Raw genomic sequence first — 12470 nt, 5'->3', positions numbered from 1 at the left:
GGCGTCGTCCGCTGGTTGATGACGACCGCCGGCAGAATGTCGCCGCGCGTCGAAACCTTTCCAAAGGTGGTTGACGCGTTGTGAACGACGGGCGCGTTTGTTGAATCAACGAGCCTTTTCAAAGGGCGTTCTTGCGCGATGACGCGGCAATGAGCCGCGCCGATGCGCCTGTTCCGCTGATTGAGGCGGCTGCGCACCACAACCCTTCAGCGTTTGTTAGCCACTGCCATTCACCGTGACGCCCGTCGTCCGGGGTCGTTCAAATCGACCTGGGCTGCACCCCGATCTCGAAGGGATCGGGGTTTATTTCACACCAGAAGGGTATGAAAATGTCAGGTATCGTCCTCTCGGCGTCGGTGCGCCAGAATTTGCTGTCGCTTCAGTCGACGGCTCAGCTCCTCGCCACCACCCAGAACAATCTCTCCACGGGCAAGAAGGTCAACTCGGCGCTCGACAATCCGACCAACTTCTTCACCGCCCAGGGTCTCGACAACCGCGCTTCCGACATCTCCAATCTGCTCGACGGCATCGGCAACGGCGTGCAGGTGCTGCAGGCCGCCAACACCGGCATCACCTCGCTGCAGAAGCTCGTCGACAGCGCCAAGTCGATCGCCAACCAGGTTCTGCAGAGCGCGGTGGGCTACTCCACCAAGTCGAGCGTGACCTCGGCGGCTCTGACCGGGGCGACCGCCACCGACCTGCTCGGCTCCAGCTCGACGGCTGTGACCGGCTCGGTCGTGAACAACGACAATACCTCGAGCGCGGTGGCGATCACCGGCTCGACCAAGCTGTCGGGCACGGCGGGCACCGCGTCGAACAACCTCGCCTCCGGCATCACCTCCGGTGAGACGCTGGTCGTCAACGGCACCACCTTCACCTTCATCACCGGCACGTCCTCGACGGGCACCAACATCGGCATCGGCGACAGCGTCAGCAACCTGCTGTCGGCGATCCAGACCCAGACCGGCGTGACCGCGTCGATCACCGCGGGTGCGATCACCCTGACGCCGCCGGCGGCGGGATTGACGCTCTCGGGCAGCACCGGCACCTTGGGCAAGCTCGGGCTGACTGCTGTCGGCGACGGCTTGTCAGGTCAGACCTTGACGGTCGGCGCCACAGGAGGTGGCACGGCGACAAGCATCACGTTCGGTCTAGGGACAGGACAGGTCAAGTCGCTGAACGATCTCAACGCGAAGCTCGCAGCCAACAACCTGCAGGCCTCGATCGATTCGTCGACCGGCAAGATCACCCTCAGCACGACCAACGACGCGGCGTCGGCCACGATCGGCGCGATCGGCGGTACGTCGGCTGCATCCAGCCAGGCCTTCAACGGTCTGACGGCGGCGGCTCCGGTGGCGGATGTGACCGCGCAGACGCAGCGCGCGAGCCTGGTCTCGCAGTACAACAACGTGCTGGCGCAGATCAATACGACTGCGAGCGATGCGTCGTTCAACGGTGTCAACCTGCTGAACGGCGATACGCTGAAGCTGACCTTCAACGAAAACGGCAAGTCGACGCTGTCGATCACCGGCGTGACCTTCAACTCCGCGGGGCTCGGGCTGACGACCCTGACCTCGGGCACCGACTTCCTCGACAACAACTCGGCGAACAAGGTCATCGGCGTGCTCACCACCGCCAGCTCCACGCTGCGCAACGAGGCCTCGACGCTGGGTTCGAACCTGTCGGTGGTGCAGGTTCGTCAGGACTTCAACAAGAACCTGATCAACGTGCTGCAGACCGGCTCGTCGAACCTGACGCTGGCCGACACCAACGAGGAAGCGGCCAACAGCCAGGCGCTGTCGACCCGCCAGTCGATCGCGGTGTCCGCGCTGTCGCTCGCCAACCAGTCGCAGGCGAGCGTGCTGCAGCTGCTGCGCTGATCCGCAAGCATCGCATCTCGACGACCAGGGCGGCGGGGGAAACCCCGCCGCCTTTTTATCGGAGGAAAGGTCCGACATTGCTGCGGCGTAGCTTGGCGAGCGCGCAAAAATCGGAAAGCCCGGTCTCGCGACTGGCGAGCCGGGCCTTTCGATGTCGGGTGAGGAGACGAAAGCTCAGGCCGCCGAGCTCACCGGCTTGTCCTGCTGTTCGGCTTCAGCCTGCTCGATCAGCTTCTTCTCGTAGGCGACGAGCTTCTTGGCTTCCTTCAGCGCCTGGTAGAGATCGCCGTTGAGGATATGACCGTTGATCGCCTCGATAATCGGCCAGGCGCTCGGCACCGTGGTGATGATGTCGCGCAGCAGGTTGAAATAGGTGCCGTGATCCGCGTCTGCCCCCGGCGAGATGTACATCAGCTGGACCGCAAGATAGACGAGCTTGGCCGGCGTGTCGGCCGTCTCCGGCGTCAGGATGTCCTTCTCGCGCAGGATCGGAATGTTCTCGCCGTCGATCAGGAGGCGCGCGCGCTGATCGGTGTTGGTGATCACGCAGGAGCCGATGATGATGCGCTCATGCGGCTTCAGTTCGACTTTCAGGGCCATTCTCATTCTCCGTTGCCGCAATCGGCGTGGCGCCGAACCTGCTGCGTCGAGGCCGATGACGGGTCCAGCTGCCAGTCTAGATCGCGCGGGGAGTCTGCGCGCTCGATCGGTCGGTGCGCAGCAATCCTTTCCGATCATGGTTAACGGACGGTAAACGGCCGCGCCCGCCTGGCGAATATACGGTGTTTTCAAGGTGATCCGCGGCGAATCGCCGATGCGCGGCCGTGCCGATGCCACGCATCGGGGACCGCGAGCGGTCGTGACTTCACTGTTTGTTAGCCGCTCGCATTTACCTTAACGCCCGTCGCCCGGTGGTGCAGTCACCGACGGGCTTCGCCTTGATCCTGAATGGATCGGGCCGTTTGTTTCACACCAGAAGGGTATGAAAATGTCAGGTATTGTTCTCTCGGCGTCGGTGCGTCAGAATCTGCTCTCGCTTCAGTCGACGGCTCAGCTCCTCGCCACCACCCAGAACAATCTCTCCACGGGCAAGAAGGTCAACTCGGCGCTCGACAATCCGACCAACTTCTTCACCGCCCAGGGTCTCGACAACCGCGCTTCCGACATCTCCAATCTGCTCGACGGTATCGGCAACGGCGTGCAGGTGCTGCAGGCCGCCAACACCGGCATCACCTCGTTGCAGAAGCTCGTCGACAGCGCCAAGTCGATCGCCAACCAGGTGCTGCAGAGCTCCGTGGGCTACTCGACCAAGTCCAGCGTGACCTCGGCGGCTCTGACCGGGGCGACCGCCACCGACCTGCTCGGCTCCAGCTCGACAGCTGTGACCGGCTCGGTCGTGAACAACGACAATACCTCGAGCGCGGTGGCGATCACCGGCTCGACCAAGCTGTCGGGCACGGCGGGCACCGCGTCGAACAACCTCGCCTCCGGCATCACCTCCGGTGAGACGCTGGTCGTCAACGGCACCACCTTCACCTTCATCACCGGCACGTCCTCGACGGGCACCAACATCGGCATCGGCGACAGCGTCAGCAACCTGCTGTCGGCGATCCAGACCCAGACCGGCGTGACCGCGTCGATCACCGCGGGTGCGATCACCCTGACGCCGCCGGCGGCGGGATTGACGCTCTCGGGCAGCACCGGCACCTTGGGCAAGCTCGGGCTGACTGCTGTCGGCGACGGCTTGTCAGGTCAGACCTTGACGGTCGGCGCCACAGGAGGTGGCACGGCGACAAGCATCACGTTCGGTCTAGGGACAGGACAGGTCAAGTCGCTGAACGATCTCAACGCGAAGCTCGCAGCCAACAACCTGCAGGCCACGGTCGACTCGTCCACCGGCAAGATCTCGATCACCACGACCAACGACGCGGCTTCGGCCACGATCGGTGCGATCGGCGGTACGTCGGCTGCATCCAGCCAGGCCTTCAACGGTCTGACGGCGGCGGCGCCGGTGGCGGATGCGACCGCGCAGACGCAGCGCGCGAGCCTGGTCTCGCAGTACAACAACGTGCTGGCGCAGATCAACACGACCGCGGCCGACGCCTCGTTCAACGGTGTCAACCTGCTGAACGGCGATACGCTGAAGCTGACCTTCAACGAGAACGGCAAGTCGACGCTCTCGATCACCGGTGTGACCTTCAACACTGGCGGTCTTGGCCTGTCGAACCTCACCTCGGGCACCGACTTCCTCGACAACAACTCGGCGAACAAGGTGATCACCCTGTTGAACTCGGCGAGCTCGACGCTGCGGTCGGAAGCCTCCACGCTGGGTTCGAACCTGTCGGTGGTGCAGATCCGTCAGGACTTCAACAAGAACCTGATCAACGTGCTGCAGACCGGCTCGTCGAACCTGACGCTGGCCGACACCAACGAGGAAGCGGCCAACAGCCAGGCGCTGTCGACCCGTCAGTCGATCGCGGTGTCCGCGCTGTCGCTCGCCAACCAGTCGCAGGCGAGCGTGCTGCAGCTGCTGCGCTGATCCACAAGCATCGCATCTCGACGACCAAGGCGGCGGGGGAAACCCCGCCGCTTTTTTTTCGCCTGGTTTGGCCGTCCGGCCCGTATCAATACTGGTCTGGAACCGGACGCGAGTGGAGCCAAGGATCGCAACCAGTCGTTAAGCAAGAAATTTAAAGTGCCATTAACCATGTTTTAAAAGTGGGTGGACTAGAACCCCCTGGTGAATAACTAGGAAGGTTTCACACACATGTCCGGTATCGTTCTCTCGGCTTCGGTTCGCCAAAACCTGCTGGCGCTGCAAAACACCGCATCGCTGCTGGCCACGACTCAAAACAACCTGGCCACCGGCAACAAGGTCAACACGGCGCTCGATAACCCCACCGAATTCTTCACCTCGCAATCGCTCAACAACCGCGCGAGCGACATTGCGAATCTGCTCGACAGCATCGGCAACGGTGTCCAGGTTCTCCAGGCTGCGAATACCGGTCTCACCTCACTTCAGAAGCTTGTCGACAGCGCCAAATCGATCGCAAGCCAGGTGCTTCAGGCGCCGACGGGATACACCACCAAGTCGAGCGTGACCTCCGCGGTCATCTCAGGGGCGACGGCGAACAACCTGCTCGGCAGCTCCTCAAACAATTTCGTGACCGGCAGCACGGTCAACAACGACAACCTCAGCTCGGCCGTTGCGATCACCGGATCCACCAGGCTGTCGGGTACGGCGAGCTCGACCTCGAACGACCTGGCGAGCAGCGTCACCACCGGCGATACGCTCGTGGTCAACGGTGTCGTGTTCACCTTCGTGGCCGGCTCGGTCTCGGCCGGTACCAATATCGGCGTCGGCGACACCGTCAGCAACCTCCTGGCTGCCATCGATTCGGTGACCGGAGCCACCGCAACGCCGTCCACGGTGGCAGCGGGCAAGATCCAGCTGGCGACAGGCACGGCGCAGGATCTGACAGTATCGGGCACGGCCCTGGCCAAGCTCGGATTGACCGCCGGCACGACCACACGAAATCCGCCAGCCTTGACAGGACAGACGCTGACAATTGCCTCGACAGGGGGCGGCATCGCAACGAACATAACGTTCGGCACAGGTGCTTCGCAGATCTCGACGCTGGCACAGCTCAATACGGCGCTCGCGGCCAACAACCTGCAGGCCAGCCTGAGCACGACGGGCCAGCTTACGATCCTCACCACCAACGAAGCGGCATCGTCGACGATCGGCGCGGTCGCCGGCTCTTCGACCGCGGCCAGCATGGCCTTCAACGGCGTGACGGCCTCGACCCCGGTGGCCGACACCAACTCTCAGACGACGCGTGCCGGCCTGATCGCGCAGTACAACAACGTCCTGGCGCAGATCAACACCACGGCGCAAGACGCCTCGTTCAACGGCATCAACCTGCTCAACGGCGACACGCTCAAGTTGGTGTTCAACGAGACCGGACGGTCCACGCTGAACATCACCGGCGTGACCTTCAACAGCACCGGTCTCGGCCTGTCGGCGCTGGTGGTCGGAAGCGACTTCCTCGACAGCAACTCGGCCAACAAGGTGCTCACGACCTTGAACAGTGCATCGACCGCGATCCGCTCTGAAGCGTCGTCGCTCGGTTCGAACCTCTCGATCGTGCAGATCCGTCAGGACTTCAACAAGAACCTGATCAACGTGCTGCAGACCGGCTCGTCGAACTTGACCTTGGCCGACACCAACGAAGAGGCTGCCAACAGCCAGGCGCTGTCGACCCGTCAGTCGATCGCGGTCTCCGCGCTCGCGCTGGCCAATCAGTCGCAGGCGAGCGTGCTGCAGCTCCTGCGCTGACGCGCGAACGTACCGGAATAACATCTCATCGAAGCGGCGGGCCATGCCCGCCGCTTCTGCGTTAGGCTATGCCGAGCGTGCCGGCACTGGTCTTCGTTCGATGTCGGGGCAGTGAGTCAGCTCTGTGAGAACGCCGTTGTTCGTGTAGTTCGCGCCGCCCGGGCGGGATGAACAACGTACGAGCTTCGTCCGGACATTTTGAATCACCGCGTTCGCAAGAAATTAAGAGGTGCACCAAACAAAGCGATTTGTGGTGCTCCGTGACGCTACGAAACAAATTCCGCTAACGGCCGCTAACCATATTTTAAAGGCACACAAAGTACAAAACCTGAGCAGTTTGGTCGTGTCCCTGCGTCAGTCCGGAGTAGTTGATGTCATATGCCGCTCAAGCCTATGCCCGCACGTCGCAGACGACGGCATCACCACGGGAGATCGAAGCTCAGGCTCTGTTGAAAGCGGCACGGCAGCTGCAGGAAGTCCAGGCCAATTGGAACGGCCCTGATCGCAACATGTACAAGGCTCTTCTCTTCAATCGTCGCTTGTGGACGATCTTCATGAGCGCGATGGAGGCGGACGACAATCCGAATCCGCTCGACATCCGCCAGAACATAGCAAATATCGGCGTGTTCGTGATGAAGCAGACGATCGAGATGCAGATGGACCCGGATCCGGCGAAGCTCAAGTCGCTGATCGACATCAACTGCCACATCGCCGCGGGGTTGTCCGGGCGGAGCTGACCGTCGGGGGCAGGGCGGGAGGCGCGTCGTCGTGACCGATATCGCCAGCATCCTGTCTGCGTCCTACAAGTCGAACCTGCGCAGTACGGCGCGAAGCAACAGCAGATACGTGGCCGTCTATCCGACGCTCTATATCGGGGCGGCTGGAGCGGAAGACATGCCAACGGGAAGTCGTTCCCGGTCTCATGCGTTCAGGATCGGCGATACGAAGTTCACGCCGGCCGGCAACGCCAAGGCCCAGATCAAGAACGTGGTCACCGACGCCGCCTCGGGCCAGACCTATCTCGACACCGCCTACGCGATACGGAGCCGTTGATCCGCCAAAGCTGCGGGGCTCGATACGGCAACGCCGCCCGGTGGGGCGGCGTGCGGGCGGCGGAATGAAGCGGCCCGGTTCCGCGGGGGCTCAGGCAGTGCGATCGGTCGCCACGACGCGCGGCACGTCCGCCCTCTGCATATCCTTCTGCAGGTCGAGCGTGTTGAAGTAGGCCCGGCGGCGCAGCACGGCCTCATCTGGATATTGGGTCACGACCTGGTCGGTCTTGCGGTTGACCACCTGGAACACCAGAGCGGCAGCGGCGCGATCGTAATAGGCTTGGCGTGACACGGACAGATCGTTTGCGATGTTGACCGGGATGTCGTTGCGCACGGGGACGCCGGGCTCGGCCGCGGTCACGGTCTGGCTGGGAGGAAGGTCCGTCGGAACAGCGCTCACCACCGCCTGGCTCGACGGCGGAATTATCGGAACGGACGCAGGCGTCCCTACCGGTCTTACGCTGAAATCGGAACTCATGGCAGCCTCCTCATGGCCATCGAGTCAATTCCCAACCCATCCCGCTTGCAACTATGCCGATGACCAATCAACGTTATGTTAGGAAATAGGATGAACACCGCGTTGTGATTCGCGCCGGCCTTTTAAGCTTATCCGAGCGTTAAACGGCGGCGGCCGCGCGGCCCTCGAGGCGGCGCGGCGCTGCGATGCAGATGGGGGCTGGCGGTGAGGCTCAGAGCGTTCGGCTGACGGCGAGCGGGGTGAGGTGCCGTGCGCCCGGGGCGGCGCGGCGGCCGCCGGCGGTATAGGTGCTGGGGATGTTCTTGCGCTGAACCTCGGCATTGACGCCGCGCACGATCTTTTCCGAGATCGCGTGCGCCGTCGCCAGCACGGTCAGGTTCACCTGCAGCATGGCGCGAAAGGTGTCGTGGTGGCGATGCAGGGTGGCGAGCAGCTCCGGCGCGGTCTGCTTCATGAAATTCTGGCTCGCCTTGAGGCGGCCCACGGTCGTGACGTAGTGGCGGGACAGCTCGGTCTTCTTGGGGCCGAACGCCATGCCTTCGCGCAGCTTGCCGGCGCGGACCAGTTCGGTCTCCTGCTCGATGACCGCGATCAGCTCGCTCATGACGCTCACCATCTCGTCGGCGAGCGCGCGTGCCTCTGCGGCGCTGGTGGCGGCCGTGTAGGTCGTCTTCTTCGCTTGTCCCTGTGCGGTCATTTCATAACTCCCTTCGGCGTGAGCGTTTGCCGCCCACGCGCTCGTCACGCGAACATCTACGCTTTGCCGTTGGCGCCGGAGCTGCTGCCGGCCTGTTGCAGGATGAGAGTGCGGAAGACGTCGTTTGAGATGCCGACGCCGCCGGCCTTGGCGAAGTTCTTGGAATATTGCTCCGTCAGCATCGAGCGCCAGACGCCGGTGCCCGGCGTGTCGCCGAACGGACCTTCGCCCTTCACGCCGCTGGTCATCTGCGAGAACATGCTGTTGAGGAACATGGCTTCGAAGTCGGTTGCCGTCGCCTTGGCCCTGGCCTGTGCCTTGGGCGAGACCTTGGTCAGAGCCGCCGCGAGATCGAGATCGGTGCGCGGCGCGGTGACGGCCGCGGCCGTCGGCATGCTGAGAGCGACGCGGCCATGATAGGAGTCGATGAAGGACGTCGCCATCACATCACCTCGATGTCGGCTTCGATCGCGCCGGCCGCCTTGATGGCCTGCAGGATGCTGATCAGGTCGCGGGGGCCGATGCCGAGGCCGTTGAGGCCGTCGACCAGTTGCTGCAATGACACGCCGTCCCTGACGACCGCGAACTTCTTGCCTTCCTCGGTGACGCCGACGCTGGTGCGCGGCGTGACCACGGTGCGGCCGCGCGACAGCGGATTGGGCTGGCTGACCTGCGGACTTTCGGAGATCGTGACGGTGAGGTTGCCCTGGGCCACGGCGACGGTCGCCACACGCACGTCGCGACCCATCACGATGATGCCGGAGCGCTCGTCGATGACGATCTTGGCGGCGAGATCCGGGTCGACCTGCAACTGCTCGATCTCGGTCAGCAAGGCGACGACGTTGCCCTTGAACTCCGGCGGGATGCTCAGCTGCACCGTCGACGGATCGATCGGCTCGGCAGTCTTGACGCCGAGGAAATCATTGACCGCGGCCGCGATGCGCTTGGCGGTGGTGAAGTCGGCGTTGCGCAGCGCAAGCCGCACGTTCGGCAGCCGGTTCAGCGCGAACTCGATCTCGCGCTCGATGATGGCGCCGTTGGCGATGCGGCCGACCGTCGGCACGCCGCGCACGATCTTGGCGGCCTCGCCCTCGGCCTGGAAACCGGAGATCGCGAGCGAGCCCTGCGCCACCGCATAGACGTTGCCGTCGGCGCCGAGCAGCGGGGTGACGAGCAGGGTGCCGCCCTGCAGGTTCTTGGCGTCGCCGAGCGCGGAGACCGTCACGTCCATGCGCGTGCCTTGCGTGGCGAATGGCGGCAGGTTTCCGGTGACCATGACAGCGGCGACGTTGCCGGTGCGGATGGTGGCGCCGCGGATGTTGACGCCCATGCGCTCGAGCATCGCCTGCAGCGACTGCTTGGTGAACGGGATGTTGTTCAGCGTATCGCCGGTGCCGTTGAGGCCGACCACGAGGCCGTAGCCGATCAGCTGGTTCTGGCGCACGCCCTCGATATTGGCGAGATCCTTGATCCGCGAGGTCGCATTCGCAGACATAATGGTAGATGCCAGCGCCAGCACCGCGGCGCAGGCGACCTGAAACAGGCGCGTAGTTCGGACGCGTCGCATCCTATGCTCCCCTCGAACTCTTCAAGTGATCACTCGGCCACTCCCATGACCGCATGATCGGCATTAACTATGCGAGGGCCGTGCCACAGCGATGCTCCGGGCTAACTCATTGAAAGAGTGTGAAATCGACTCGAAGCTTTGTCGCGGTCCAGGGTTACTCCGGGGGAACGAAGCTGCCGCCCCGGCAGAATTTGCCGGGCCGTTTACGCACCGTTAACCACGGCGGAGCCAATCTCCCGCTCGACACGCGAAGCTTGCGGGAGCCATCGATGCGCATCTACGGACCGAACGGCACGACCCTGGGCTCGTCGACCAGCTCCACGCGGAAGACCTCGTCCAGCGGCTTCAAGCTGCCTGACGTCGGCACCACGCAGGACACGCGCGCGACCCTCGCGCCGAAGCAGACGGCGAACATCGATGCGCTGCTGGCGCTGCAGGGCATCGAGGAGGAGCCGGCGGAGCGCCGCAAGCGCTCGGTCCAGCGCGGCAAGCGCGCGCTCGACGTGCTCGATGATCTCAAGCTGACGCTGCTGTCCGGCAAGCTCGACACTGCGATGGCGCTGCGGCTTCGCGATGCCGCGGCCGACCTGAAGCAGACCTCCGGCGACCCGGGACTGGATGCGATCCTCTCCGAGATCGAGCTGCGCGTCGAGGTCGAGCTCGCCAAGGCCGGGCGGAGCTGAGACGCCTCGCGCGCGTTCAGGCCGCCTTCGACGGCTGCTGCGCGTCGTAGCGGCGCTGCGCGGCGGTGACCTCCTTGAGATGACGCTCGGCCCAGTCGCGCAGCGGATCGACCGCGGCGGCGAGCGTCAGCCCGAGCGGCGTGATCGAATATTCAACGGTGACCGGGACGGTCGCGATCGCGCGCCGCCGCACCAGGCCGTCGCGCTCCAGGCTCTTCAGCACCTGGGACAGCATCTTCTGCGAAATCCCTTCGATCGACCGCCGCAACTGATTGAAGCGCAAGGGTTCGTTGCGCAGCAGGATCAGGATCAGCACGGCCCATTTGTCGCCGACGCGGTCCAGGATCTGTCGCGTTGGGCAGTCGGCCGAATAGACGTTCGCGGCTCTCATCGGTTACTCCGGCGTGACCAGGTGATCTTAAAGTGCGCTCTTAACACCAGCATTCGTTCCGCTATCTAGTCACTATCGGATACCGAGGCGGCTTCGTCCAGACCTCGGATCCGACCTCGTGATCTCGAACATAGGAGTTTCCCCATGAAGATCGCCGTCGCCGGCGCCTCCGGCCGTGCCGGGTCCCGCATCACCGCCGAGCTGGCCAGCCGCGGCCACCAGGTCACCGGCATCGCCCGCAACCCGGACAAGATCGAGAAGCACGCCAACGTCACGGCGGTGCGGGGTGACGCCAACGACCGCGCCGCGCTGGCGAAACTCTGGGCCGGCCATGACGTCGCGATCAGCGCGATCCATTTCTCGGCCAGCGATGTCGAGACCCTGATCGGGGCGGCCAAGGACTCAGGCGTATCGCGTTACCTCGTGGTCGGCGGCGCCGGCTCGCTCGAGGTCGCGCCGGGTGTGCGGCTGGTGACGACGCCCGGCTTTCCGGCCGCCTACAAGGCCGAAGCGGAGAAGGGCGCCGCGTTCCTCGACCGCCTGCGCCAGGAGAAGGAGCTCGATTGGACCTTCCTGTCGCCCTCTGCAATGATCGATTTCGGCCCCCGGACGGGCAAGTTCCGGCTCGGAACGGATCAGCTGCTGGTCGATGCCGACGGCAAGAGCTTCATCACCTTCGAGGACTTCGCGGTCGCGATGGCCGACGAAATCGAGCGTCCAGCCCACCGGCGGGCCCGTTTCACGGTCGGTTACTGAGGCCGTCCACGGCGTCCCGCCGGCTGGGGCCGAATTTGCCTGTGCAACGGCCCGAACGGCGGGGCGCCCGTGCCGATGGAAATATTGTCTGTCACATGAGGCCGCTATATAACGCGGCCGCGAACGGGCGTATTCCGTCCGCCGGTGCCGAAACCGGCGCCAGCACGTACAGATGGGCTGACCTTGGAAAAGTTGAAGAACTACAAACCTTCCGAAAAAGAGCCTTTCATGAACGAACGCCAGCGCGACTATTTCCGCGCCAAGCTGCTGGCATGGAAGGAGGAGATCCTGCGCGAATCGAAGCTCACCCTGCAGGCTCTGCAGGAGGAGAACGTGAACCATCCGGACCTCGCCGACCGCGCGTCGTCGGAGACCGATCGGGCGATCGAGCTTCGCGCCCGTGACCGCCAGCGCAAGCTGATCTCCAAGATCGACGCGGCGCTCCAGCGCATCGAGGACAACACCTACGGTTATTGCGAGGAGACCGGCGAGCCGATTTCGCTGAAGCGGCTCGAGGCCCGTCCCATTGCGACACTGTCGGTGGAGGCGCAGGAACGCCACGAGAAGCGTGAAAAGGTCTATCGCGACGAGTAAGTCGCGACATTGACCTGAACGAGCGGGGATTGC

At 63.9% G+C, this 12470-nt stretch carries 14 protein-coding genes; 8 read left to right on the top strand and 6 right to left on the bottom strand.

The window, feature by feature from the left end:
* The first annotated feature begins 329 nt into the window (after positions 1 to 329).
* Positions 330 to 1880 (top strand): flagellin, encoded by a 1551-nt coding sequence (locus QX094_RS01315; RefSeq protein WP_315715995.1) that lies wholly within the window; start codon positions 330 to 332, stop codon positions 1878 to 1880.
* 174 nt (positions 1881 to 2054) lie between these two features.
* On the opposite strand, the gene flbT is transcribed toward QX094_RS01315, so the two are convergent.
* Entirely contained in the window at positions 2055 to 2480 is a 426-nt protein-coding gene (gene flbT / locus QX094_RS01310; protein WP_315715996.1) for a flagellar biosynthesis repressor FlbT, read from the bottom strand.
* Positions 2481 to 2868: 388 nt separating this feature from the next.
* Here flbT and QX094_RS01305 point away from each other — a divergent pair, with 388 nt between their 5' ends.
* The 4 genes from QX094_RS01305 to QX094_RS01290 all read left to right on the top strand — a co-directional run bounded on the left by QX094_RS01305 (position 2869) and on the right by QX094_RS01290 (position 7272).
* Entirely contained in the window at positions 2869 to 4419 is a 1551-nt protein-coding gene (locus QX094_RS01305) for a flagellin (protein ID WP_316187527.1), read from the top strand.
* Positions 4420 to 4647: 228 nt separating this feature from the next.
* On the top strand, positions 4648 to 6219 hold the full coding sequence (locus QX094_RS01300; RefSeq protein ID WP_316187526.1) for a flagellin: 1572 nt from the start codon (positions 4648 to 4650) through the stop codon (positions 6217 to 6219).
* Positions 6220 to 6590: 371 nt separating this feature from the next.
* A complete protein-coding gene (gene flaF / locus QX094_RS01295) occupies positions 6591 to 6956 on the top strand; it encodes a flagellar biosynthesis regulator FlaF (RefSeq protein ID WP_315715999.1) in 366 nt (121 codons plus the stop codon).
* A 31-nt stretch (positions 6957 to 6987) separates the two neighbouring features.
* Complete coding sequence (locus QX094_RS01290; protein ID WP_316187525.1) at positions 6988 to 7272, top strand: hypothetical protein; 285 nt, start codon at positions 6988 to 6990, stop codon at positions 7270 to 7272.
* Between the two features lie 90 nt (positions 7273 to 7362).
* Here the strand turns inward: QX094_RS01290 and QX094_RS01285 are convergent, their stop codons facing one another.
* The 4 genes from QX094_RS01285 to QX094_RS01270 form a co-directional block, all read right to left on the bottom strand.
* Positions 7363 to 7749, bottom strand: coding sequence for a hypothetical protein (locus QX094_RS01285; protein WP_315716001.1), 387 nt, complete (start codon positions 7747 to 7749; stop codon positions 7363 to 7365).
* 211 nt (positions 7750 to 7960) lie between these two features.
* Entirely contained in the window at positions 7961 to 8446 is a 486-nt protein-coding gene (locus tag QX094_RS01280) for a hypothetical protein (protein ID WP_315716002.1), read from the bottom strand.
* 56 nt (positions 8447 to 8502) lie between these two features.
* Positions 8503 to 8889, bottom strand: coding sequence for a flagellar assembly peptidoglycan hydrolase FlgJ (gene flgJ, locus QX094_RS01275; RefSeq protein WP_315716003.1), 387 nt, complete (start codon positions 8887 to 8889; stop codon positions 8503 to 8505).
* Positions 8889 to 10013 carry a flagellar basal body P-ring protein FlgI gene (locus tag QX094_RS01270; protein WP_315716004.1) on the bottom strand — a complete coding sequence of 375 codons (1125 nt, stop codon included), beginning with the start codon at positions 10011 to 10013 and terminating at the stop codon, positions 8889 to 8891. The genes flgJ and QX094_RS01270 overlap by 1 nt, the downstream gene beginning before the upstream one ends.
* A 269-nt stretch (positions 10014 to 10282) precedes the next feature.
* Between QX094_RS01270 and QX094_RS01265 the strand changes: the two genes are divergently transcribed.
* The gene (locus QX094_RS01265; protein WP_315738785.1) at positions 10283 to 10696 is read left to right on the top strand and encodes a flagellar assembly protein FliX; all 414 of its coding nucleotides are present in this window, start codon (positions 10283 to 10285) and stop codon (positions 10694 to 10696) included.
* A 16-nt stretch (positions 10697 to 10712) separates the two neighbouring features.
* Here QX094_RS01265 and QX094_RS01260 read toward each other — a convergent pair whose 3' ends face one another.
* Positions 10713 to 11087, bottom strand: coding sequence for a helix-turn-helix domain-containing protein (locus tag QX094_RS01260; protein WP_315716006.1), 375 nt, complete (start codon positions 11085 to 11087; stop codon positions 10713 to 10715).
* A gap of 144 nt (positions 11088 to 11231) precedes the next feature.
* Between QX094_RS01260 and QX094_RS01255 the strand changes: the two genes are divergently transcribed.
* Positions 11232 to 11843 (top strand): NAD(P)-dependent oxidoreductase, encoded by a 612-nt coding sequence (locus QX094_RS01255; protein ID WP_315828148.1) that lies wholly within the window; start codon positions 11232 to 11234, stop codon positions 11841 to 11843.
* Between the two features lie 228 nt (positions 11844 to 12071).
* Positions 12072 to 12437 (top strand): RNA polymerase-binding protein DksA, encoded by a 366-nt coding sequence (gene dksA, locus QX094_RS01250; protein ID WP_170323279.1) that lies wholly within the window; start codon positions 12072 to 12074, stop codon positions 12435 to 12437.
* Positions 12438 to 12470: the final 33 nt, after the last annotated feature.

It is taken from the genome of Bradyrhizobium sp. SZCCHNS1050, assembly GCF_032484785.1.
Classification (GTDB): domain Bacteria; phylum Pseudomonadota; class Alphaproteobacteria; order Rhizobiales; family Xanthobacteraceae; genus Bradyrhizobium.
Note: the sequence above shows the minus strand (reverse complement) of the source record. Positions and strands in the feature narration are given on the sequence as shown.

Coding starts and splice junctions, on each gene's coding strand:
- QX094_RS01315 (WP_315715995.1), top strand. CDS start 330: ATGTCAGGTATCGTCCTCTCGGCGTCGGTGCGCCAGAATTTGCTGTCG.
- flbT (WP_315715996.1), bottom strand. CDS start 2,480: ATGGCCCTGAAAGTCGAACTGAAGCCGCATGAGCGCATCATCATCGGC.
- QX094_RS01305 (WP_316187527.1), top strand. CDS start 2,869: ATGTCAGGTATTGTTCTCTCGGCGTCGGTGCGTCAGAATCTGCTCTCG.
- QX094_RS01300 (WP_316187526.1), top strand. CDS start 4,648: ATGTCCGGTATCGTTCTCTCGGCTTCGGTTCGCCAAAACCTGCTGGCG.
- flaF (WP_315715999.1), top strand. CDS start 6,591: ATGTCATATGCCGCTCAAGCCTATGCCCGCACGTCGCAGACGACGGCA.
- QX094_RS01285 (WP_315716001.1), bottom strand. CDS start 7,749: ATGAGTTCCGATTTCAGCGTAAGACCGGTAGGGACGCCTGCGTCCGTT.
- QX094_RS01280 (WP_315716002.1), bottom strand. CDS start 8,446: ATGACCGCACAGGGACAAGCGAAGAAGACGACCTACACGGCCGCCACC.
- flgJ (WP_315716003.1), bottom strand. CDS start 8,889: ATGGCGACGTCCTTCATCGACTCCTATCATGGCCGCGTCGCTCTCAGC.
- QX094_RS01270 (WP_315716004.1), bottom strand. CDS start 10,013: ATGCGACGCGTCCGAACTACGCGCCTGTTTCAGGTCGCCTGCGCCGCG.
- QX094_RS01265 (WP_315738785.1), top strand. CDS start 10,283: ATGCGCATCTACGGACCGAACGGCACGACCCTGGGCTCGTCGACCAGC.
- QX094_RS01260 (WP_315716006.1), bottom strand. CDS start 11,087: ATGAGAGCCGCGAACGTCTATTCGGCCGACTGCCCAACGCGACAGATC.
- QX094_RS01255 (WP_315828148.1), top strand. CDS start 11,232: ATGAAGATCGCCGTCGCCGGCGCCTCCGGCCGTGCCGGGTCCCGCATC.
- dksA (WP_170323279.1), top strand. CDS start 12,072: ATGAACGAACGCCAGCGCGACTATTTCCGCGCCAAGCTGCTGGCATGG.